We start from the raw sequence: 22,052 nt of genomic DNA, 5'->3' as shown, positions 1-22,052 counted from the left end.
CCAGGATTAACGACGACTTTTACGGTCTTTTATGCACCTGGTTTCTGTTTTTCGCCAGCTTTCGCCCGCTCCCAGAGCTGATCCAGCTCCTGCAGGCTGGCCTCTTCCGGCTCGCGTCCATCGGCCCAAAGCACTGTCTCAACTGCGCCAAAACGGCGTTCGAACTTGCGATTGCACTGACGCAGCGCGGCTTCTGGGTCAACTTTCAGATGGCGAGCGGCATTGACACAGGAAAACAACAGATCACCGAGCTCTTCCCCGGCATGCTCCCGATTTCCAGCCTTAACAGCCTCGCGCAATTCCGCCACTTCTTCTTCAATTTTGTCCAGCACGCCGCTAATGTCAGGCCAGTCGAAGCCCACTTGAGAGGCACGCTTTTGTAATTTGGCCGCACGCGTCAAGGCCGGCAATCCGGCGGTAACACCAGCCAGGGCCCCACTTTCCCCTTTCTCGTTACGCTCTTTGGCTTTAATAGCCTCCCAGTTGCGCTTTATCTCTGCCTCGTCCACCTCAGAGGAGTCATTTTCTCCGTAGAGTTCGCCACTGGGAAATACATGGGGGTGACGGCGCACTAACTTACGCACCAAGGTGTCGACAATACGGGAAAAATCGAAGTGGCCCTGCTCGAGGCCAAGCTGGGAATAAAAGATCACCTGGAATAATAAGTCCCCAAGCTCTTCGTGTAGATGCTCGTAATCCTCGATTTCAATCGCCTCGGCAACTTCGTAGGCCTCTTCAATCGTAGAAGGAACGATACTGGAAAATGTCTGCTTCAGGTCCCAGGGGCAACCACCATTTGGGTTGCGCAGTTGGGCCATTAGGTGGAGCAGGTCCTCCACCGAATATTGATCTTGCAAGTATCCCCCTCAGCGCAGCATGCGCCGCTTCGCCGATGCCACATTAGGTAGGCGATTAATGCGGTGCAATACGTAACTCAGCTCTTCAAAATTGTGGATCTCAGCGGTAAGCACCATCTCAACCGTGTGCTTATGCTTATTGGTGTGCGTTTGCATCGCCGTTATATTGATTTTCTGACTGTCGAGCATGGCGGTGACATCGCGCAACAGCCCCAGGCGGTCGTAGGCCTCAATAACGATTTCCACCGCATAGAGCTCCCTCGGTTTTGCCGCCCAATTGACCTCCAAGACCCGCTCGGATTCCTCTGCCTGCATGCGCAACATATTCGTGCAGTCCTTACGATGTATCGATACCCCGCGCCCTAGAGTGATGTAACCCATAATTTCATCGCCGGGTACAGGGTTACAACAGCCCGCAATATGTGTCAGTAAATTGCCGACCCCTTCGATATAAACATCCGCTTTGCCCGCTCCTGTCGCCACCGGTGTAGTTAGTGAGGGAACCCGCTCAACATCATCGACTTTCACCATACGCTGGGCGGTATTCAATACCTGACCGACACCGATATCTCCAGCTCCCACCGCCGCATAGAGATCGTCAAGCGAGTGCATATTCAGCTTGGCAGCGAGCTTCTCAAAATTAAAGTCAATAAGGGCCAATTGCTTGAATTCACCATCGAGAATACTGCGCCCGTCGGCAATATTTTGATCGCGGGCCTGCTGCTTGAACCAATGGATGATTTTGGCTCGCGCTCGCGAGGTGGTGATATAGCCCATACCGGACGACAACCAATCACGACTGGGTGCTTCGCGTTTGCCGGTAAGAATTTCCACCTGGTTGGCAGTTTCCAGTTCGTGGTTTAGCGGCACAATGCGCCCATCGACCTTGGCACCGCGGCAACGATGGCCGATCTCTGTGTGAATTTTGTAGGCAAAATCCAGTGGGGTGGCACCGCGGGGCAGGTCGACCACATGGCCATCGGGAGTGAACACATAAATGCGGGAATCGCCCTCTCCAGCCTGCAGGTCCTCCTGTAAGGGGTTGCCCCCCACCTCCTCATGCCAGTCGAGCACTTGTCGCAGCCAGGAAATCTTCTGCTCATAGCTATCCTGGCTCTCTGTTTTCAGGTCGGTACCTTTATAGCGCCAATGTGCACAGACCCCGTATTCAGCTTCCTCATGCATGGCAAAAGTGCGGATTTGCACTTCCAGTACCTTGCGCTCGGGGCCAATCACCGCCGTGTGCAATGAGCGGTAACCATTCTCTTTGGGAGAAGCAATATAGTCATCAAACTCGTTGGGAATATTGCGCCAGAGGTTATGAACTATCCCCAACACCGCATAACAATCCCGTACCGTGGGCACGAGTATGCGTACAGCGCGTATGTCGTAAACCTGGGAAAAGCCGATGTTTTTGCGGCGCATCTTACGCCAGATACTGTAGATATGCTTTGCCCGGCCATAGACATCGCCCTCAATATCAGCCCGCGCCAGTTCGGTGCGTAGAAGCTCCAGCACCTCATCAATATATTTTTGCCGCGCCAGCCGCTTTTCATCCAGCAAGCGCGCGATCTGTTTGTAGTCTTCAGGCTCCAGGTAGCGGAAGGACAGATCCTCCAGCTCCCACTTAATGTGCCCAATACCAAGGCGATGTGCTAACGGCGCATAGACATCGGCCACTTCGCGGGCTACCCGCTGGCGTTTTGCAGGCTCAGCATTTTTGGCCGCACGAATAGCACAGGTTCGCTCGGCGAGCTTGATCAGAGCAACCCGGACATCGTCGACAAGCGCCACTAGCATGCGGCGAATATTTTCCGAGTGCTCCTCTACCGCGCCGCTTTTGCTTTCCTCTCCAGTATCGGCACTGCGGCTGCGAATCGCTGCCATACGCAGTACACCGCGAATAAGCTTAGCCACAGTCGGGCCAAACTCTTCCTCCACACTTTTTAGCGGCAGCCGCTTCTCCCGAACTGCCCGGTAGAGCACCGCAGCCACCAGCGCCTCAGAATCGATTTGCAGATCAGCCAATATCTCAGCCATTTCGAGGCCAGTGGCAAAACTACTGGCACCCTCGGCCCAGATATTTTCCGCGGCAATAGCTCGCTGCTCCGCCTCGGCACTCACTTCTGCTGCACGGCGCAGTGTCACAATGGCAGCACCGTCCAACCCGGCCAGCTTCTGCACATGGCGCAACCAGGCTTCCAGGTCGTGCTCTCTTTCACCTCCAAAGGAATGATGTTTTCTGACTTGAACCATGTCTTAACCGGGCCGAAACAGGAATTAGTTAGCTTATAAGCACCCTTCGCCGGCTTGCACTGCGGCAAAACCAAGCAAAAAGAATGCCTTCCCTCATTAGGGGCGCTTCTATCATAGGTTTGGACACACTAAAGTCCACGATTTTCTTTATGCTTTCAATAAGCTGCGCAAAATTCAGCGATACCTCACAGCAGTGGACAGCGTTTAAGCCAGGGAACTGTAAGCCATAACACCAACTGGTCAAACTCTTTTGAAAAGAAGAAATCATCACCATGAAAAATGCGACCAAAGGAAAGTTTGTCGGGCTGAATGGATTTTTCAGGGAAGCTTTTTTATAAACACCTCAGTATGAGAACTGACGCCCCACCAAGTAAAAATCAGCTTTTATTACGGCGTTTCTGCCACAGGACAGAACATTAATTGATTATTCAATAAAATTCTAAGCCCTTATCTACTGCCATCAACCAATTAATGGTCTTTGATATTAATGATGTGATCTATGAATTAGCAACCTAGAGAATAAAAGCAATTTACAAGATAAGAAGCGTTAAGGGAAAAATAAGAATGAAGAATTTCGATAGCGGGCAAGTGAAAACATTAAACTTAAGCAGACAAAATAGTGAATATTTAAAGATTCACCCGTAACTTTCGGGTGCAGCAGAAATTTCTGTGCACCCGATGAATCTTTGTAAAAAAATCGGACTTACTGATTGAAAAGTCCAGAAGACAAATAACGATCACCGCGATCGCAAATAATTGCCACTATCGTGGCATTCTCCACTTGACTTGAGAGACGCAGAGCGCCGGCAACCGCACCTCCAGAAGAAACGCCACAGAAAATGCCTTCTTCCCGCGCTAATCTGCGAGTCATCTCTTCCGCTTCCCCCTGATCCATATCGATAACGAGATCAACTTCCTCTGGGATAAAAATTTTCGGCAAATAAGCCTTAGGCCATCGGCGAATGCCGGGAATACTTGAACCATCGGTTGGCTGCAGGCCAACAATCTGGATTTCTGGCTTTTGCTCCTTCAGAAAGCGACCACAACCCATAATGGTACCTGTGGTCCCCATTGAGGAGACAAAGTGCGTAATCTCTCCTCTGGTCTGCTGCCAGATTTCGGGGCCAGTGCCCTCGTAATGGGCCAGAGGGTTATCCGTATTGGCGAACTGATTGAGAACAAGGCCCTTGCCTTCGGCCTGCATATTAAGAGCCAGATCCCGAGCTCCCTCCATACCCTCCTCCGCACTGACCAAAATGAGCTCGGCCCCGTAGGCAGTCATAGAAGCCTTGCGCTCCGCAGTAGCACTATCCGGCATAATCAGGATCATTCGGTAGCCCTTGATAGCTGCCACCATCGCCAGCGCGATACCCGTATTGCCGCTAGTGGCTTCTATTAGCGTATCCCCAGGCTTAATTTGTCCTCTCGCCTCTGCGCGGTTGATCATAGAAAGGGCCGGGCGATCCTTTACCGAGCCAGCAGGATTATTGCCTTCCAGCTTGAGCAAAATCGTATTGCTGGTATCACCGGGCAGGCGTTGCAGCTTGATCAGGGGCGTATTGCCTACACAGTCAGCAATCGTTGGGTAATCCATAGTACCTTGAATCCAGACAAATATTGCGGCCGCACAGTGTACCCGAAGCACACTAACAGGCTAAATACCGTCTATTTGGGTGGACTATGTAGTCGAGTTATTACATAGCTTCTGTAAGTGACAAAGTGGAAAACATTTACCCACAAAGCCTGTATAAGAGTGCGCCCCCTCTTGCATATAGGTAAAATGGGGAAAAAATAATCGCACAAGACCCTCTAGCTGCCATGGCCCTTAATAATACTGATCCCTCCATACCGGCACCTTCCGAGCTGCGCTCACTGCGTTCAACCATGTTTCGCTTCACGGTTGCGCCAGCACTGATCCTGGCTATGACGCTGGCCCTCGTGTTTACGCTTCAACAAATGCACGATCGTCGCCAGCTCTTACTCAGTCACGGGCGTGCGAGTGCCGAGCAATTAGCCGAATTGATCGAGATGAGTGGCGGCCACCCTTCTGAGCTTCGCATGGAGTGGTTACGCAAAAGCCTGCTAGCGCTAATGCTGGAAAAGGATATGGTGCGTTCGGTACATATTTATTCCACCGAAGCGAACAAAAAACGTCCGCTGGATATCACCACCGGACTGGGCCTTTTGGCAAGTGTAGGCCCGCGACCACGCACTCCAATTACCAGTAATCAACTCAACAAGCGCGAAGCCTTTATTTTTGAAGATGATGAGACTCTGCAGGTTTTACAGCCATTAAAAGGGGATATCACCACCTGCTGGATCAGTATTGAATTGCACCGGCCCTATTTTCTTGTGGGCACCTATCAAGTATTACTCGTTGGCTTGGTAGGCCTGATTATCTGCACCCTGGCGGCGTTGGCATGGTCGGTGATTTTATCTGAGCGTTTTGCCCACAGCCTGGTGCGAATGGGTCAGGTACTGCAGGCTATGGGCCGTGGTGAATTCGATCGCCGTACCCATGAAATAGAGAACCGGGAACTGGCGCAATTGGCCAACCAGATCAATGAGATGGGAGAGAGCCTATCCAATTACCAGCGGGACTATAAGTCGAATATGTTGCAGAGCATGGACGACCTGCGCCAGTCTCTCGACAGCATGGAAGAACAGAATATTGAGCTGGACCTGGCCCGCAAAAGAGCCCAAGAGGCGAGCCGTATCAAGTCGACCTTTCTGGCCAATACCAGCCATGAAATTCGCACTCCACTGAACGGCATCATCGGATTTACCAACCTGCTACTAAAAACCGAAATCGATGAACTGCAGCAGGACTACCTGCAAACCATTCTGCGCTCCTCGGAAAACCTACTGACCACCATAAACGATATCCTGGATTTTTCCCGTATCGAATCCGGTAATCTGGTGCTCGACCATATCCCCATGGACTTGGGGCAGCTACTTGAGGAAACCCTACAAATCCTCGCCCCCTATGCCTATGAGCACCACCTGGAGCTGGTACCACTGATCGATCCACAGCTTCCGACAACCCTGGTGGGAGATCCACTGCGCACCAAGCAAATATTTACCAACCTGCTCGGCAATGCCGTGCGCAGCTCAGAGAACGGCAATATCCCAGTACGCCTCACTGTACAGAGTAATAAAGACTCTGAGCTGGTATTGCGGATCAGCGTGACCGACCTTGGCAACCGCATTGATGAGCCTGGCCGACGCGAGCTGGAACAAATCCTCAACGCCAAGTCACCACAGCACTCACAGCAGATCAGCGCCAACGGACTCGGCATCTCCATCGCCCGCAGCCTCGTCGAACGTATGCGCGGCTGCACCGGCATGGAAGTAGCTGCCAACGGTGGCAGTACCTGCTGGGTAGAACTAACCCTGGTACCGGAACGTAATCGTGGCATCCCGCCTCGAGTACTTTTCCCCAACTGCCGTATATTGATTGCCGATCCCAATCAGTTGACCCGCTCCCAGGTTGCACAACTGCTCAAGCAGTGGCAGGTAGAACCCGTTGAGCTCGCTGATACTGATACCTTACAGCCGGCTATCGAACAAATGTGGCGACACGATGCACTGCCGGATGCGGTGATTATCGATACAGCCATTGCCAAGGGGGATTTCGATAATTTCAGCGTCAAGGTGCAATCCCTGGTCGATGCTTACCAGTGCCGGGTGATTGTACTCGGTGCCCCGGCGGAGCTGCGCCGCTGCTACGAGCAACTCCGCACCCGCACCCTGACGTTCCTCGGTAAGCCGGTAACCCGCGAGAACCTGCTGCGCGCCCTAAAACGAGCCGTACCCAAACAGAGCCAGCCCCGCCCCAACAATGGTGCCGTCCCCGCTCTGCCCTGGCCCGCACCGCCGCGGGTTCTGGCCGTAGACGATCACGCCGCCAACAGACGCCTGGTCGGCGAGTTACTGCGCGCCCAGGGGGTGGAAGTGGTGATCGCCGCAAGCGGTGAAGAAGCCCTGCTGCACTGGCAGCAAAGCGCCTTCGATCTGGTCTTTATGGATATCCAGATGCCCGGTATGGACGGTATTGAAGTGACCCGCTGTATTCGTGAGCGGGAGACCGGCCGCCGTACCCCCATTATCGCACTCACCGCCCATGTAGGTGCTGAAGAAAAGGCACGCTTGTTGTCTGCCGGGCTGGACGATTACCTGAGTAAACCGGTAAGTGAAGCCCAGCTATCCCATATGATCAAACGCTGGCTCAAGATCATCACGCCCCAGGTAGTGGAAAAACTGAATCCAAACCACATGCGCCTGGTCGATATCGGTGAGAGCTTAAACTTGGCCAATGGCGATGCAAAGCTGGCCAGGGATATGCTGCAGATGCTTATTGGTGGGCTGATGACCGATGAGCGGGAACTGGAACGCCTGCATAGCCTCGGCGACATCAAAGGTATGTTTGAATTGAGCCACCGAATGCACGGCGGCTGCTGTTATTGTGGCGTGTCGCGTCTGCGCGAAGCCACCTGTGTATTGCAAGAGGAACTGCGCACCCAGCAGAACAGGAAGAACCCCGAATTCGACCGGCGCAAACTGGATAGGGTACTAAGAGAGATTCGCGCCCTGCGGGAATGGGCCTCTGAACAAGATTTGGACGCGCTATTTGGGCTGGAAGTTGCCTAGCCCTCAACAGCTACCGGCCGGGGTATTGCTCCGGTCTAACTACGAGCTTCAAAAATCACGAATGCCAAGGCCGTATCTTTTTCGTCTGAGAGAGAGAGATGTATCACTTCTGCCCCCATCGCCTCGGCGCGTCTTTGCGCCTCACCCCGCAGTAGTACTTGCGGAGCCGCCCCCAGGCGCCGACGCACTTCAATATCCTGCCAGGAAACCCCTTCACCAATACCGGTCCCCAAGGCCTTGCCCACCGCTTCTTTTGCGGCAAAGCGCTTACACAGATAGGCTGCTCGATTGGCCTCGGCCAAGTCGGTAAAGTCACAGCGCTCGCCATCGCTCAATATGCGCTCCACGAAACGATCACCATGGCGGCGCCAAACTGACTCGATACGGCTGTAACTACAAATGTCGGTACCGATACTAACGATCATTTCCCGTAAACCTGCTTGAATAACTCCCGGCTCTGCAAGGGCTTTTCTCCTAATAATGTGCGCAACAATATACGGGTCAAACGCTTTGCCGGACCCAGTACCTCCACCGGCCATTTGCCCGACTCCAGAGCCCGCAGCATGCCCAGCAGCTCTGCACCATAAAATTCCCTCTCACGCAGAGCCGCAGCACTCTGCCTGTGCACCGGCACAAAGCCCAACTCCAATTCCAGCCGGTAGCTACCGGCCTCACTCACAACACCCTGGCTCTCTGCACAGTAATCCAACGACGGGCAACTGCCCAACTCCGTAAGTAGTTGTAATTCGAAACTGCGCAGCGGCCCCTCCAACTCAACACTGTCCATGCCCCTCAGGCCGGACAGCTCTAGCAGTAAGCGCTGATAGGTGGCAAACAGGCCATAGTGCGCCTCTCCTTCCGGCAGCAGGCGCACCATAAGCTCATTGGCATAGAGCCCGCCATACACTGCCCGCCCCTTAAGCCAGAGCGGTACACCGGCATTTTCCACCGGTCCGAGGGTTTTCAGAGACCCTCCACCGAGCAGAGTAACCAGCAGAGGGGTGAATGGCTGCAGCGCCTGTTGGCGCCGCTGCTTATCCCTTCGCGCGCCGCGGGCTACGCAGCCGATCCGGCCGTAGTCCGGGGTGAACAACTCTAGAATCAGGCTGGAGTCGCGATAGGGGCGGGAATGGAGGATATACGCCGGCTGTGCCGGCGGTGGAGTCTTCATGGTGAGCGGTTAAGTGAAGAGGCTTAATCGTCGCGATATCCGAGACTGCGCAGGGCACGCTCGTCATCAGACCAGCCAGACTTAACCTTGACCCACAAATTCAGCATTATCTTGCTATCGAACAGACGCTCCATATCCTCACGGGCCTGACTGCCAATCTGCTTGATACGCTCACCCTTGTTGCCGATGATGATACGTTTTTGCCCCGATCTCTCTACCAGGATCGCCGCGCTGATATGCAGAATCTTGCCTTCCTGCTTGAACTCTTCAACCTCAACCGTGACTTGGTAGGGCACTTCAGCACCCAGCTGACGCATGATTTTTTCACGCACAATCTCTGCGGCGAGGAAACGCGAACTGCGATCGGTAACCTGGTCCTCCGGGAAGAAGTGTTGCCCTTCTGGTAGATGCTTGAGGATCACCTGTTCCAGGGTATCGAGGTTAACATTGCGCAGTGCCGAAATCGGCACAATCTCAGCATTGGGGTTCTGCTCAGCCAGGGCCTGCAGCTGAGGTAACAGGTCATTCTTATCCTCCAGCTGATCCACCTTATTGACGGCGATAATCAGCGGACACTTGAGGCCGCGTAGCTTATCGGCCACCAACTGATCCCCCTCGCTCCAGCGGGTACGCTCCACCACAAATACGACCACGTCTACATCCCGCGCCGCACTGGAGGCAGCACGGTTCATATAGCGGTTAATGGCCTTCTCCTGATCCGAGTGCAGTCCGGGGGTATCCACAAAAATAATCTGATTGGGCCCCTCGGTTTTAATACCGAGCATATTATGGCGGGTTGTCTGGGGTTTGCGCGAGGTAATCGCCAATTTCTGGCCCAGCAAATGGTTAAGCAGTGTGGATTTTCCCACATTGGGGCGACCGACAATCGCGACATAGCCGCAGCGAGAGGGTTGTTCGCTCAAGAAGTTTCTCCGAAAGGGTTGGAAGCACCCGGAAAGACCGGGCCCAGCTCGCCCCCGTGTACAGGGGCTATCTGTCCGAACCGGGCGGTGAGCCGCCCGCGCTCATATTGTAAGGTTAGTCCTGGCCAGTGAGGCGCCTGTATGCCTCCACCGCAGCAGTTTTTTCCGCAGCGCGACGACTATTAGCCTCACCGCGCACCGGCTGCGTCAGACCGCTAACTCGGCATTCTACGATAAAGTGCTGGGCATGCTCAGCACCGGAAACATCCACAACCGAATACTCCGGCAGCGGTTTCTTGCGAGCCTGCAACCATTCCTGCAAACGGGTCTTGGGATCTTTCACCGTCTCCAGTGACAGCTCTTGCAGCCGCGGAGCAAACCATTCCAGTACCCTGGCGCGTGCGGCCTCCAGGCCGGCATCAAGGTAGATTGCACCGATCAGGGCCTCTACCGCGTCGGCCAGAATCGAGGCGCGGCGAAATCCACCGCTTTTCATCTCGCCCTCTCCCAGGCGCAAGCAGTCACCAATATCCAACTCGCGTGCCAGCTTGGCCAGGGTTTCACCACTGACCAATTGCGCGCGCAAACGACTCAATTGGCCCTCGCGTCCCTGGGGAAATTGCTCGTAGAGTGCGGCACCAATGGTAAAACCGAGGATGGAATCACCGAGAAATTCCAGACGTTCATTATTACGACTGCCGTGGGAGCGGTGCGTGAGCGCCAACTCCAGCAGTGTGCTTTGTTCAAACTTATGGCCAAGGCGCTGACAGAGGCGCTCCAGTAAAAGGTCAGTCACGTTTGCGGAATTGCTCCAGATCTATCAAAGGATCACAACAAAGCTCGGGCTTGGCCGTATCGAGCTGTTTGTTAAATTTCATTACGACATCCACGTTATAAATCAATGGCTGGCGCAACTCGTAATTGATACTGACCACTGTACTCTTTGCGCCCCGCACCACTTGCAGTGCTTTAGTGGGCTCCCCGCGCACATTGTTGATCAGAAAGAAACGACCCAGCTCTTTCTTGATCTGGCCCGTCGACATAGTTTCCAGCTCTGGATTTTCTCCCAGGGTTTTCAGAGCTTCACTCACATAGCGCGCATCCACGTAGGCGGGAGCCATTTTAGAAACGCAGGTGAGGGCAAAGCCCAGCACCGCTATAACTATTAACCAGCCCCAATAACTCATGCCGCGTTGGCGCTTCAGTGAAGCTCTGATAACACTATTCATTATTTATGCCCTCAATCCATATCGCCGGCGCAGCGCCAGCCGTTCTCTTTATTGGATAGAGCCTACACGTTTAAAGCTGGGCAAACTGAGCAAATGGTCCCAATGCATCCAAATGGCAAAGGCTTTGCCCACTACATCGCGCTCAGGAACAAAGCCCCAGGCACGGCTGTCGAGGCTGTTATCTCGGTTGTCGCCCATCATAAAGTAATGGCCTTCAGGGACTATGCCACTAAAGTTACCGTACTGACTGAAACGGACATTTTTTTGCATCAAATGACGTTTGCCATAAAGGTTTTCCCACAGTATCTCCTGTTGCGGATTCACTGGTGGTATCGCCTGGATCAGCTCCTGCGGAGCTAACTCGCCATTGACATAGAGTACGTTGTTCTTCAACTCGATCTTATCGCCAGGCAGGCCGATTACCCGCTTGATAAAGTAGGTATCGTTCATGTGCGGCGGGAAAAAGACCATCACATCGCCGCGCTGAGGCTCGCCGATATCCACCACTTTCTTGCGGGTTACCGGCAGGCGCAGGCCGTACTCATACTTATTGACCAAAATAAAATCACCGACCTGAAGGGTCGGGATCATAGAGCCTGAAGGAATCTGAAAGGGCTCAACAATAAAGGAGCGCAGTATAAAAACGATGGCCAGGATCGGGAAGAACGACTTTGCGTATTCTACAACAACCGGATCTTCCTGCTTGCCCCCGCCTTCCTTTTTGCGGCGACGGGCAAAAAACAGGCTGTCCACCAGCCAGATACCGCCACTGATAACAACCAACCAGAGCAGAATCAGAGGTAAATTAATATCCATTATGTGTCTCTATTTTCCTTTGATATCAATAGCGGGTCCAATCCGCTATTGATCCACCTTCAGCACTGCCAGGAAGGCCTCTTGCGGCACCTCCACTCGGCCGAGCTGCTTCATACGGCGTTTACCCGCTTTCTGCTTTTCCAGCAGTTTTTTCTTACGGGTGACATCGCCACCATAACATTTTGCGGTCACATTTTTGCGCAGCGCCTTCACGGTTGTACGGGCCACCACCTGACCACCGATAGCAGCCTGAATCGCCACATCGAACATCTGCCGGGGAATCAACTCTTTCATTTTTTCCGCCATGCCACGGCCCTTCTGCTGGGCATTTTCTCGATGCACGATCAGCGCCAAGGCATCGACGCGATCCCCGTTAATGAGGATATCCAGACGCACCAGTTTTGCCGCCTCGAAGCGCACAAAACTGTAATCTAGAGAGGCAAAACCGCGGCTCACCGATTTGAGGCGGTCGAAGAAGTCCATTACCACTTCACTCATCGGCAGCTCATAGCGCAGGGATACCTGTGAACCCACGTACTGCATATCTTTCTGGATACCGCGCTTGTCCACACAGAGAGTAATCACGTTACCCAGATATTCCTGCGGCACCAGAATATTGACTTCGGCAATAGGCTCGCGCATCTCCGCGATATTACCCACATCTGGCAAGCGTGATGGGTTATCCACCATTACCACTTCGCCATCGGTCTGTTCAACCTGGTACACCACGGTGGGCGCTGTGGTGATCAGGTCGAGGTCGTATTCGCGCTCTAAACGCTCCTGAATAATCTCCATATGCAGCATGCCGAGGAAGCCGCAGCGGAAACCAAAACCCAGAGCATCGGACGTCTCAGGCTCATAGAACAGGGAGGCGTCATTCAGCGACAGCTTTTCCAGCGCATCACGGAAGGCTTCATAGTCATCAGAGCTGACCGGGAACAGACCCGCGTATACCTGAGGCTTAACCTTCTGGAAGCCCGGCAGCATATCGATATCATCCGCACCTTTGGCGTGAGTCAACGTATCGCCCACCGGCGCACCATGGATGTCCTTGATGCCAGCCACCACGAAGCCCACCTCACCGGCGCGCAGTACGCCAGTTTCTTTGCGCTTGGGAGTAAAAATACCAATGCTGTCCACCACATGGGGGCGGCCGATCGACTTGGTGACAATCTTGTCTTTGGTTTTCAGGGTGCCCTGCACCACGCGCACCAGGGACACAACACCCAGGTAACTATCAAACCAGGAATCAATAATCAGGGCCTGTAACGGCGCATCGACATCACCTTGCGGCGGAGGAACCAAACGCACCAAGTCTTCCAATACATCTTCCACCCCCAGGCCGGATTTGGCACTGCAGCGGGTCGCATCGGCGGCATCGATACCGATAATTTCCTCAATTTCCTCAGCGACCTTATCCGGGTCCGCCTGGGGCAGGTCCATTTTGTTCAGTACGGGGATAACTTCCAGACCCTGCTCGATTGCCGTGTAGCAGTTGGCTACCGACTGGGCCTCAACGCCCTGGGCAGCATCCACGACCAGCAACGCCCCTTCACAGGCCGCCAGCGAGCGGGATACTTCGTAGGAAAAGTCTACGTGTCCGGGGGTATCAATAAAGTTCAGCTGGTAGGTCTTGCCGTCTCGCGCTTTGTAGTCGAGCGTTACACTCTGCGCCTTGATGGTAATACCGCGCTCGCGCTCCAGCTCCATGCTGTCGAGTACCTGCGCTTCCATTTCACGGTCCGAGAGCCCGCCGCAGTCCTGAATAAAACGGTCCGCCAGGGTAGATTTCCCGTGGTCGATATGGGCAATAATGGAAAAATTGCGGATATGTGAGAGATCTGTGGCCACTGCGGAATAAAAACCCTTGAAAAATCAAATGATTAGCTGGCGGAGCTGCCAGCTGTGTGGCGCAAGTCTAACAGAACTCCTGAGCAGAGGTGAGAGGCAGGTGACCCATTGGGCCACCATTCGCCTCTTGTACTTAACTTTCGATCTTAATTGTGCGGAAAGTTGACTGGCCGGCGCGGAAGAACCGGATTGGCAACAGTTCATCTTTGGGAAGATCATCGACCACGGTTTCATAGTCGCTCATATCGGTTACTTCCTCAAAGCCCAGCTGGGCAATAATATCGCCGCTGCGCAAGCCCGCCTTGGCGCCGGGCTTGCCGGGAATAACCTGGCGTACCAGTACACCGGTATCCACATTCCAGCGCTGCTTCATACCATCGGGAATTTCCTCTACGACAACACCCAGGGGGCCACCCATTTTTGAGGTCGGTATTGCGGAAGCCTGGCTGCGCTCCTCATCAGCTCCCGGCAGGGAACCGACAATCACTTGCAGCTTTTCGGTCTTACCCTTGCGCATCAGTTCTACGGGCACCTCGGTACCGGGGCGAACCTGGCCAACTACATGGGGCAGATCTCCGTGCACACCAATCTTGCGGCCATCGAAACGAGTGATAATGTCACCGGGTTTGATACCGGCCTCAGCGGCAGGGGTACCTGGGCTCACTTGCTCCACCAGCGCACCGGAGGGCTTGCCGAGCCCCATAGCTTCGGCCATATCTCGGTCCACATTGCGAATCCCAACGCCGAGCCAGCCGCGATCCACACGACCTTTCTCCTTCAACTGGGCCACCACATCCTGGGCCAGGCTCGCAGGAATAGCGAACGACAGGCCGATAGAACCACCGCTGCGGGTATAGATTTGGGAGTTGATGCCCACTACTTCGCCATCGAGGTTGAATAGCGGCCCACCGGAGTTACCTGGGTTGATAGCCACATCAGTCTGAATGAACGGCACATAGTTCTCGCGGCTCTCATTGGGGATACTGCGCCCCATGGCACTCACGATACCGGCGCTCGCCGAGTAGTCGAGGCCAAATGGGGAGCCAATTGCGACGACCCATTCACCCACTTTCAACTCCTCGGAGTCCCCCCAGTGCACTGCCGACAGGTCATTGGCCTCGATCTTGAGCAAAGCGAGATCCGAGCGCTCATCGGTGCCTATGACTTTGGCCTCGAATTCACGACGATCCGTTAAGGTAACCGTCACCTCGTCAGCCCCATCAACCACATGGTTGTTGGTCACGATATAGCCATCTTTGGAGATGATGAAACCGGACCCCATGCTGGCTACCGGGCGCTGTTGCCGGCGCGGCTCGAGTAGATGACGGAAAATGTCGGGAATCTCCTGCTGGTATTGCGGCGCATTGTTATCGCCGCGGGCCATACGGCTGCGATCCACGGTGTTGATCTTGACCACCGCAGGAGAGTTTTCCTCGATCAATTCGGTAAGCTCTGGCAGTCCGCGCGCACTGGCGGCACCGGAAACCAAAAGACAGAGTACCAAGAGATATTGTGTACAGCGATTAACCATAGGTTTGTTACCCCTAGTGTTCCCTTCTAATATGAAACCATTGGAATTTGAATCCCTTCCAGGGCTTGCCATGGCGAACTAGCTCCGGCCCCTTTGGGGACAATCAGTAACGATTTAGTGGCTACACAGCCACAAAAGTTCTCCTGCCTTATGTAAATCTGTGTAAAGGCCAGCGATGTCTAAACTGCGCCCACGCCCACAGCGAGGCCAATTTCACCTTCCCAGAGAGCTGTATGGACACAGTGCCCTGGGCGCGCCACTTTTTTATTTCCCCGCTCAATCCGGCCAAAAACCGGGCCTGGTAATGGCCGGCACACACGGCGATGAGGTCGCCGCAGTGGTGGCACTCTCTTGCGCGTTGCGCTCACTGGCAGCCGGCAACCTCAAACATCATGTGATACTGGCGGTAAACCCCGATGGCTGCCAGCTGGGTACCCGCTGCAATGCAAACGGTGTGGACCTGAATCGCAACTTTGCCACAAAGAACTGGGATGGCCGCGGCAATGTATACCGTTGGAACAGCGCAGCGGATGCCCGCGACGTCCAATTAAGCACTGGCGACGGCCCCGCTTCAGAAAGAGAGACATCCGCACTGTGCCAGTTGATTGCCACACTGGCGCCCCCCTGGACTGTATCCATCCACGAACCCCTGGGCTGTGTGGAAGACCCGGATAATACCGAACTGGGAGCCTGGCTGGCCGAGGGCATGCAGTTGCCACTAGTCGAACAAATAGGCTATCAAACGCCAGGCTCTTTCGGAACCTGGTGCGCTGAACGTGACCTGCCCTGCATTACAGTGGAATTCCCCCCCATCTCCGCAGATGCGGCCAGTGAAGAGTACCTAAGTATTCTGATAGATTTACTCACTTACGACCAATAAACTCTGCCGGCAGTAAAACGTAGCGGTGGCTCGGCATCCCTCGCCAGCCAAGTGGGGCCATCCAGGTCCAGGTAGCGCGCCTTTGGTCCCAGGGACCAGGCTGCGCGGATTGCCCGCGAAGTACACAACATACAGCCGAGCATCAGCTCAAACCCCCGTGCTGACGCCTCCTTCGCCAGGGCCTCTGCCTCGCGAATGCCCCCTGTCTTATCGAGCTTGATATTGACCATTTCATAGCGCCCCCTCAGGCGCGGCAAATCGGCGCGAGTGTGGCAGCTTTCATCGGCACAGATGGGTAGAGGATGGGTAAAAGTGGCGAGAAATTCATCGTCACCTGCAGGCAGCGGCTGTTCCAGCATGGCAACCCCCAAATCCGCAAGCTGCTGGCAGCGCTCAATCAGGTTGGCGCTGCTCCAGGCCTCGTTGGCATCAATCACCAACTGGGCTTTGGGTGCGGCGGCACGCACAGCTGCCACCCGCTCAAAGACCAGGTGATCGTCCAGCTTGAGCTTTAGCACTTCCACCCCCTGGGACACAGCCTCAGCCGCAGCCAGGGCCATAGCTTCCGGGCTGTCGATCACCAAAGTCTGTACAGTGGGCAGGGAATCGGGGCCGGCAAAAGGTTCATCTTTGAACTTCGCCTCCCAGTCTGCGAGAGCGCAATCCAGGGCATTGCGCGCGGCGCCGGCGGGTAAACGCGATGCTAGAGCGTTCCGCCTCAAACCGGCAGCCAGCTCGGATAGTAGGGGTTCGAGCTGTTGCACAACCGATTCGGGGGTCTCACCATAGCGGGCGTAAGGAGTGCACTCTCCTATACCCACGCGGCCTTCCAGCTTGACCTCCACCACGACGACTTCTGCCTCAGTGCGGGCTCCACGGGAAATGACAAAGGCCGTGCGCAGGGGCCAGCGCTCGATATAGCAGCGGGCCAACATGGAAAGACTCCAATCGAACCTTGGAGTTATCAGTTTAGGTTCTGTTATCAGTGCCCGCTGTTGTGCTCGATACGCAAGAGTACTGGGGTGTAGGTGGGGTTGGAGACTTGGCGGCGACTGTACCAACGCACTCCAAGAGCGCCGCCCAATAGACCTAATATGGCGCCAGTCACGGCGCCGGCCTCAGCAAAAAAATAGTCTCCCAACAAGGCAACAAGCACCAGGGAAACCAGGGGCAATAAATAAACCAGCAGGGTGCTGCTGGTAAGAGCATTCTCGGAGATACCGATTACCGCAGTATCATTTAGGGAGATGCTTTCGGCCGGATAGCCGTTAAGGACTGCCTTCACTCGTGTGGAGGAGGAGAAGAAGTCGCCGAGGAGGCCTGTGCCGCAGCCGGATTTGGCCTCGCAGCCATTACAGGCACTCCGCTGGATAGTTTCAACCCAGACAGCATCGGACTCTATGGCTACAATACGGCCACGCTCTTCAAGCATGGCTCTCAGCCTTTTTCGTCAATAGAGCTGGCTACTCTGCGCGCCGTGGCGTCGGGGATTTCCCCCACTACGGTGATGGTATATGCCACGCCTTTGACTTCCATTCGGTCCATGTAGGCCACGGTAGCGCCGCGCATAGCCCGGCCTTTGAAGTCCTTGAGCTCAGGCCCCAAGCGCTGCACAAATACGGTAAACACACCCAACCCATCGCTGAAGACCATCATATCCCCATCGGCGAGGGGTTTTACCGATACCACTTTGAAACCTTCAGGCAGCCAACGCACCTGCCAACGGCTCTGGGCAGATTCGCAACTGGCGCGATTATCAACTCGCCGCGCGTTGCTGGAAACAGCCTCCAAGGCACCATCCTCAACGGGCGACAGGTCTAACTGAACAAACTGATAGCGTTCCAACACACGGCCCTGGGTGCTCACCAACATGGTCTTCAGGGGCAGACCGGTATTCCGATCCAAACTAATCACCAAACCGAGCCGATAGCGATCCCGAGGCCTGGCTTCTATCACCACCGCATCGCGGTCGGCGATGCGCTCTTCACCTCGCAAAATAAATTGATAAGCGCGCTGCACCTGCTGTTGCCCGACTGCATTCCACAAAGTGGCCCGAGCACTGGGCGACACGCCATATTCACAGTTGCTACCGCTACCGTGGCTGATTAATTCCCGCGGCTCACCGCTCAGGTAACGCACACGCTCCACCTGTTCGCCATCGCGCACCGCATGTACCACCCGCAGAGTTTCAAGCATACCGGCGTGCTCAAAGGTGACCAAACCGCTGTATTCCAGCTCGGCAACCGCCTTGGCTAGCTTGGCCAGCCACTGCTCTACCTCATTGCCGGCCACGGCTACAGACACCGCACCCGGGCTAGCCAGGGCCTCAGAAGAGAGCACGGTGGGGTCGACAACCTCAGGATCGGCATTCGTCGGGGATTGGTTATCCTGCTCAGCGGCCGGATCGGCCACCTCATCTGCCACCTCAACAGTAGAGGCAGCCACTGCGGCAGTCGCCGCCTGGGCACTGGCCATATCGAGGTTCACGGTACTTGGCGCACTGGAGGGGATAGTGTTAACAGTGTTGGCGGACTCCTGCGCAAACGCCAGCGGCGTCAGCAGAGAGGAGGCCAGCAGCACGCTGCCGGCCCTAAGAATTCCGATACGGATAAGGCTCCCCCTGAAAACAGCTTTCGTCACACTACATTCCAACTTGTTCGCCGTAAGTCGCGCGAGCGAAAGGCACCATACCCTGGCTGCCGACATGTGCGGCCTGCTCGGAGTGCTGGATCATGACGCGGTTCAGATGGCGCATCAGCTCCGGTGTAGGCACCTGCTGAATCACCTGTTGACCGATCACACCCCGCTGCTCTGGCACAAAGCTCGGACTAGCAGTACTCACTGAGCGAGTGGATGGCGCCGGAACATAAAATCCGGAAGGCTGTGGGGCAGACTGCACCACCGGCTGCGCCGGGCGTTCGACTTCCGCTACGAGATCACTGCCCAGCACTGGATTCTGCTGCGTATCGGTAATCTGTTGAACCCCCAGGATTGCAGCAAATGCCACAGTGGCCGCTACCGCACCGCGTGAAAGCGGACGCCACCAACGACTGTTGATCAACCCATTGGCTGCCACGACACCACCACTCCCCGATTGAGACAGGGGCTCTTCGAGATCTATCGCCGCAGAAATGCTCGCAGCGAGGCCGCTGTTGACAGGGGCGACCTGTTCACGGCGCATTAAGCTCGCCGCCAGTTGGTAGCGTGACCAGCGCTCACCCAACTCTTCGGAAGCCGCAGAGGCTTTTAACAGCCGTTGCAGCTCCAACTCGCTGACTTCGCCATCCATAAGCGCCGAGAGCGACTCGTTGAGACGTTCCTGATGATTCCCGTGGGACATAGGGGTTAACCCTCTTGTGCAATCATTTATTCGGTGCCCACACGCACCATAGTTGGTATGAGATAAGACCGGGCTCTCGGCGGTTTGTTTCCCCAATTGGGAAAATTTTCCGCAAATTTAACCTCGGTCACCCAGTGTTTCCGGCTCACCGGCCATCACGGCCTGGACTGTCCGGTCAATAGCTTCCCGTGCACGAAATATTCTCGAACGCACCGTACCCACCGGGCATCCCATTACCTCGGCGATTTCCTCATAGCTCAGTCCCTCAAGCTCCCTCAGCGTAACCGCTGAGCGCAGATCCTCTGGCAGTGCGCGAATGGCGCGATGCACCGCAGATTCCAGCTGGTCGCGAAACATCTGATTTTCAGGCGTTTCGTTGTCCCGCAACAGGTCGGCACCGGAGTAGAACTCGGCATCCTCTAGATCCACATCGGAAGACGGGGGCCTACGGCTGCGGGAAACCAGGTGGTTTTTGGCGGTATTAATCGCAATCCGGTACATCCATGTGTAAAAAGCGCTGTCGCCACGGAAATTGGCGAGCGCCCGGTAGGCCTTGATAAAGGCCTCCTGAGTCACATCCTGTACCTCACTGTGGTCCTTGATGAACCTGCTGACTACAGCAACTATTTTGTGTTGATACTTGAGTACTAAGAGGTCAAAAGCGCGTTTATCTCCCTTTTGAACTCGCTCTACCAGCTCACGGTCACTCGTTGACGCCTGATGCGCTGTCATCCCCAACTCCCATATCCAGCCACACTGCGGGTGCCACGACTATTTATTAAAGGGCTGCCTGCGCAGGCGTTTCTTTTACTGTGTTGAAGACACTGACAATAGGACATAAGTTCCACGTCAAATCGACGAAAAATTAAGAGGCGCTATACTACGCGACCCTAAAAGATAAATGAAATCTATGAATGCCCAGGTAAACTACGACGTTCTTGTCATCGGCAGCGGCGCCGCCGGCCTCACCCTGGCCCTGCATCTCTCGGCCAAGTACCGAGTAGCCCTGCTCTCCAAGCAGCGCCTGCAGGACGGATCCACCTGGTTCGCCCAGGGGGGCATCGCCGCGGTGTTGGACGAGATGGATTCGGTGGAATCACATATTGCAGACACATTAGACGCGGGTGCCGGACTCTGCCACCCATCGTCTGTGCGCTTTACAGTGGAAGAAAGCACTGCAGCCATTCGCTGGCTGATCGACCAGGGCGTGGACTTCACCCGAGAAGGTGAGGACTACCACCTGACCAAAGAGGGAGGCCACAGCCATCGCCGTATTATTCACAGCGCCGATGCCACCGGGCGGGCAGTACACAGCTCTCTACTGGTAAAAGTACTTAACAGCCCGAACATCGATTGCTTTGAGCATCATGTCGCTATAGACCTGATCCGCCAGCCTGACCCACAAAAAGGCCGCTTTCGCTGTGCCGGCGCCTATGTGCTGAATAAAACCACTGAAGATGTGGAGCTTCTGCAAGCCAAAGCGGTAATTCTCGCCACCGGCGGCGCCAGCAAGGCATACCTGTATACCAGCAACCCAGATGGCGCCAGTGGCGACGGCATTGCCATGGCCTGGCGCGCCGGTTGCCGGGTGGCCAATATGGAATTCAACCAATTCCACCCCACCTGCCTCTACCACCCCAAGGCCAAGGCTTTCCTGATTACCGAGGCTCTGCGCGGTGAGGGAGCGCAACTGAAGTTGCCCGATGGCAGCCGCTTTATGGAGCGTTTCGACAAGCGCGGCGAGCTGGCCCCTAGGGATATCGTCGCCCGCGCTATCGACCACGAAATGAAACGCCTCGGCGCCGATTGCCTCTACCTGGATATATCCCACAAAGATCCCGCTTTTGTGCGCGAGCACTTTCCCACCGTATACAGCAACTGCCTGAAGTACGGCATAGATATGACCAAAGAGCCCATCCCGGTGGTACCAGCTGCTCACTATACCTGCGGCGGCATCATGGTGGACCAGCACGGCCGCACCGACCTCGATCAGCTCTACGCTATCGGTGAAACCACCTTTACCGGTCTGCACGGTGCCAACCGCCTGGCCAGCAACTCGCTGCTGGAATGTCTGGTATACGCCCGATCTGCCGCTTTGCATATCGATGAACACCTGGACTCGGTGCAAGCACCGCGTAAGGCGCCGGAGTGGGATGCCTCGCGGGTGACAGATTCCGATGAAGACGTAGTGATCTCCCACAACTGGGATGAACTGCGCCGCTTTATGTGGGACTACGTGGGAATCGTGCGCACCCGCAAGCGCCTGCTGCGCGCCCAACACAGGGTGAAACTGCTGCAGAGGGAAATACTGGAGTTTTACGCCAACTACCGCATCACCAACGACCTGGTGGAGCTGCGCAACCTGGCCCTGGTTTCCGAGTTGATTATCCGTTCGGCCCTGGACCGCCGTGAGAGTCGCGGCCTGCACTACTCCCTCGACTATCCGGGACTACGAGAATTGGCTATGGATACGGTATTGGTACCGGAAAACTATGCCAATCAGCGGCAATTCATTTAAGTATGGAGGTTAGGGCGGACTCACGTCCGC

General features: G+C 55.2%; 19 protein-coding genes. 3 read left to right on the top strand and 16 right to left on the bottom strand.

Annotation, left to right across the window (positions count from 1 at the left end; all coding sequences use genetic code 11):
• Window positions 1-29: 29 nt before the first annotated feature.
• The 3 genes from mazG to cysM form a co-directional block, all read right to left on the bottom strand.
• A complete protein-coding gene (mazG, locus tag LC073_RS12180) occupies window positions 30-857 on the bottom strand; it encodes a nucleoside triphosphate pyrophosphohydrolase (protein WP_226647416.1) in 828 nt (275 codons plus the stop codon).
• Between the two features lie 9 nt (window positions 858-866).
• Window positions 867-3,113 carry a GTP diphosphokinase gene (relA, locus tag LC073_RS12175; RefSeq protein WP_226647414.1) on the bottom strand — a complete coding sequence of 749 codons (2,247 nt, stop codon included), beginning with the start codon at window positions 3,111-3,113 and terminating at the stop codon, window positions 867-869.
• A gap of 703 nt (window positions 3,114-3,816) precedes the next feature.
• Window positions 3,817-4,707, bottom strand: coding sequence for a cysteine synthase CysM (gene cysM, locus LC073_RS12170; protein ID WP_226647413.1), 891 nt, complete (start codon window positions 4,705-4,707; stop codon window positions 3,817-3,819).
• A gap of 224 nt (window positions 4,708-4,931) precedes the next feature.
• Here cysM and LC073_RS12165 point away from each other — a divergent pair, with 224 nt between their 5' ends.
• Window positions 4,932-7,763: a response regulator gene (locus tag LC073_RS12165; protein WP_226647411.1), complete on the top strand. Its 2,832-nt coding sequence runs from the start codon at window positions 4,932-4,934 to the stop codon at window positions 7,761-7,763.
• A gap of 35 nt (window positions 7,764-7,798) precedes the next feature.
• Here the strand turns inward: LC073_RS12165 and acpS are convergent, their stop codons facing one another.
• The 8 genes from acpS to LC073_RS12125 form a co-directional block, all read right to left on the bottom strand.
• Window positions 7,799-8,188, bottom strand: a complete 390-nt coding sequence (gene acpS / locus LC073_RS12160) for a holo-ACP synthase (RefSeq protein ID WP_226647409.1) — start codon at window positions 8,186-8,188, stop codon at window positions 7,799-7,801.
• A complete protein-coding gene (gene recO, locus LC073_RS12155; protein ID WP_226647406.1) occupies window positions 8,185-8,934 on the bottom strand; it encodes a DNA repair protein RecO in 750 nt (249 codons plus the stop codon). Before recO ends, acpS begins: the two co-directional genes overlap by 4 nt.
• Window positions 8,935-8,957: 23 nt before the next feature.
• A complete protein-coding gene (gene era, locus LC073_RS12150; RefSeq protein WP_226647404.1) occupies window positions 8,958-9,857 on the bottom strand; it encodes a GTPase Era in 900 nt (299 codons plus the stop codon).
• 115 nt (window positions 9,858-9,972) lie between these two features.
• Window positions 9,973-10,653: a ribonuclease III gene (rnc, locus tag LC073_RS12145; protein WP_226647402.1), complete on the bottom strand. Its 681-nt coding sequence runs from the start codon at window positions 10,651-10,653 to the stop codon at window positions 9,973-9,975.
• Window positions 10,646-11,086, bottom strand: coding sequence for a DUF4845 domain-containing protein (locus LC073_RS12140; RefSeq protein WP_226647401.1), 441 nt, complete (start codon window positions 11,084-11,086; stop codon window positions 10,646-10,648). Before LC073_RS12140 ends, rnc begins: the two co-directional genes overlap by 8 nt.
• Window positions 11,087-11,134: 48 nt before the next feature.
• Window positions 11,135-11,902, bottom strand: coding sequence for a signal peptidase I (gene lepB, locus LC073_RS12135; RefSeq protein ID WP_226647399.1), 768 nt, complete (start codon window positions 11,900-11,902; stop codon window positions 11,135-11,137).
• A gap of 45 nt (window positions 11,903-11,947) precedes the next feature.
• The gene (gene lepA, locus LC073_RS12130) at window positions 11,948-13,753 is read right to left on the bottom strand and encodes a translation elongation factor 4 (RefSeq protein WP_226647397.1); all 1,806 of its coding nucleotides are present in this window, start codon (window positions 13,751-13,753) and stop codon (window positions 11,948-11,950) included.
• A gap of 133 nt (window positions 13,754-13,886) precedes the next feature.
• Window positions 13,887-15,284 carry a Do family serine endopeptidase gene (locus LC073_RS12125; RefSeq protein WP_226647395.1) on the bottom strand — a complete coding sequence of 466 codons (1,398 nt, stop codon included), beginning with the start codon at window positions 15,282-15,284 and terminating at the stop codon, window positions 13,887-13,889.
• 175 nt (window positions 15,285-15,459) lie between these two features.
• Between LC073_RS12125 and mpaA the strand changes: the two genes are divergently transcribed.
• Entirely contained in the window at window positions 15,460-16,164 is a 705-nt protein-coding gene (gene mpaA, locus LC073_RS12120) for a murein tripeptide amidase MpaA (RefSeq protein ID WP_226647392.1), read from the top strand.
• Here mpaA and ycjG read toward each other — a convergent pair.
• The 5 genes from ycjG to rpoE all read right to left on the bottom strand — a co-directional run bounded on the left by ycjG (window position 16,152) and on the right by rpoE (window position 20,236).
• Window positions 16,152-17,099 (bottom strand): L-Ala-D/L-Glu epimerase, encoded by a 948-nt coding sequence (gene ycjG / locus LC073_RS12115; RefSeq protein ID WP_226647390.1) that lies wholly within the window; start codon window positions 17,097-17,099, stop codon window positions 16,152-16,154. The two genes, mpaA and ycjG, sit on opposite strands and share 13 nt — an antisense overlap.
• A 47-nt stretch (window positions 17,100-17,146) precedes the next feature.
• Window positions 17,147-17,596 carry a SoxR reducing system RseC family protein gene (locus tag LC073_RS12110; RefSeq protein WP_226647388.1) on the bottom strand — a complete coding sequence of 150 codons (450 nt, stop codon included), beginning with the start codon at window positions 17,594-17,596 and terminating at the stop codon, window positions 17,147-17,149.
• Between the two features lie 5 nt (window positions 17,597-17,601).
• Entirely contained in the window at window positions 17,602-18,804 is a 1,203-nt protein-coding gene (locus LC073_RS12105) for a MucB/RseB C-terminal domain-containing protein (protein WP_226647386.1), read from the bottom strand.
• Window position 18,805: 1 nt separating this feature from the next.
• Window positions 18,806-19,504: a sigma-E factor negative regulatory protein gene (locus tag LC073_RS12100; protein ID WP_226647385.1), complete on the bottom strand. Its 699-nt coding sequence runs from the start codon at window positions 19,502-19,504 to the stop codon at window positions 18,806-18,808.
• 117 nt (window positions 19,505-19,621) lie between these two features.
• Window positions 19,622-20,236, bottom strand: coding sequence for an RNA polymerase sigma factor RpoE (gene rpoE, locus LC073_RS12095; RefSeq protein WP_226647383.1), 615 nt, complete (start codon window positions 20,234-20,236; stop codon window positions 19,622-19,624).
• Between the two features lie 169 nt (window positions 20,237-20,405).
• Here rpoE and nadB point away from each other — a divergent pair, with 169 nt between their 5' ends.
• Window positions 20,406-22,022, top strand: coding sequence for an L-aspartate oxidase (gene nadB, locus LC073_RS12090; RefSeq protein WP_226647381.1), 1,617 nt, complete (start codon window positions 20,406-20,408; stop codon window positions 22,020-22,022).
• The last annotated feature ends 30 nt before the right edge of the window (window positions 22,023-22,052 follow it).

The organism is Microbulbifer variabilis (assembly GCF_020524905.1).
In the GTDB taxonomy this organism is placed as follows: domain Bacteria; phylum Pseudomonadota; class Gammaproteobacteria; order Pseudomonadales; family Cellvibrionaceae; genus Microbulbifer; species Microbulbifer variabilis_A.
This window is presented reverse-complemented; position numbering and strand designations above follow the sequence as displayed.

What these genes read in the sequence shown, in the direction of transcription:
- LC073_RS12165 (WP_226647411.1), top strand. Translation starts at nt 4,932, where the DNA reads ATGGCCCTTAATAATACTGATCCCTCCATACCGGCACCTTCCGAGCTG.
- rpoE (WP_226647383.1), bottom strand. Translation starts at nt 20,236, where the DNA reads ATGACAGCGCATCAGGCGTCAACGAGTGACCGTGAGCTGGTAGAGCGA.
- lepB (WP_226647399.1), bottom strand. Translation starts at nt 11,902, where the DNA reads ATGGATATTAATTTACCTCTGATTCTGCTCTGGTTGGTTGTTATCAGT.
- LC073_RS12100 (WP_226647385.1), bottom strand. Translation starts at nt 19,504, where the DNA reads ATGTCCCACGGGAATCATCAGGAACGTCTCAACGAGTCGCTCTCGGCG.
- cysM (WP_226647413.1), bottom strand. Translation starts at nt 4,707, where the DNA reads ATGGATTACCCAACGATTGCTGACTGTGTAGGCAATACGCCCCTGATC.
- nadB (WP_226647381.1), top strand. Translation starts at nt 20,406, where the DNA reads ATGAAATCTATGAATGCCCAGGTAAACTACGACGTTCTTGTCATCGGC.
- LC073_RS12110 (WP_226647388.1), bottom strand. Translation starts at nt 17,596, where the DNA reads ATGCTTGAAGAGCGTGGCCGTATTGTAGCCATAGAGTCCGATGCTGTC.
- LC073_RS12140 (WP_226647401.1), bottom strand. Translation starts at nt 11,086, where the DNA reads ATGAATAGTGTTATCAGAGCTTCACTGAAGCGCCAACGCGGCATGAGT.
- recO (WP_226647406.1), bottom strand. Translation starts at nt 8,934, where the DNA reads ATGAAGACTCCACCGCCGGCACAGCCGGCGTATATCCTCCATTCCCGC.
- relA (WP_226647414.1), bottom strand. Translation starts at nt 3,113, where the DNA reads ATGGTTCAAGTCAGAAAACATCATTCCTTTGGAGGTGAAAGAGAGCAC.
- acpS (WP_226647409.1), bottom strand. Translation starts at nt 8,188, where the DNA reads ATGATCGTTAGTATCGGTACCGACATTTGTAGTTACAGCCGTATCGAG.
- ycjG (WP_226647390.1), bottom strand. Translation starts at nt 17,099, where the DNA reads ATGTTGGCCCGCTGCTATATCGAGCGCTGGCCCCTGCGCACGGCCTTT.
- LC073_RS12125 (WP_226647395.1), bottom strand. Translation starts at nt 15,284, where the DNA reads ATGGTTAATCGCTGTACACAATATCTCTTGGTACTCTGTCTTTTGGTT.
- mpaA (WP_226647392.1), top strand. Translation starts at nt 15,460, where the DNA reads ATGTCTAAACTGCGCCCACGCCCACAGCGAGGCCAATTTCACCTTCCC.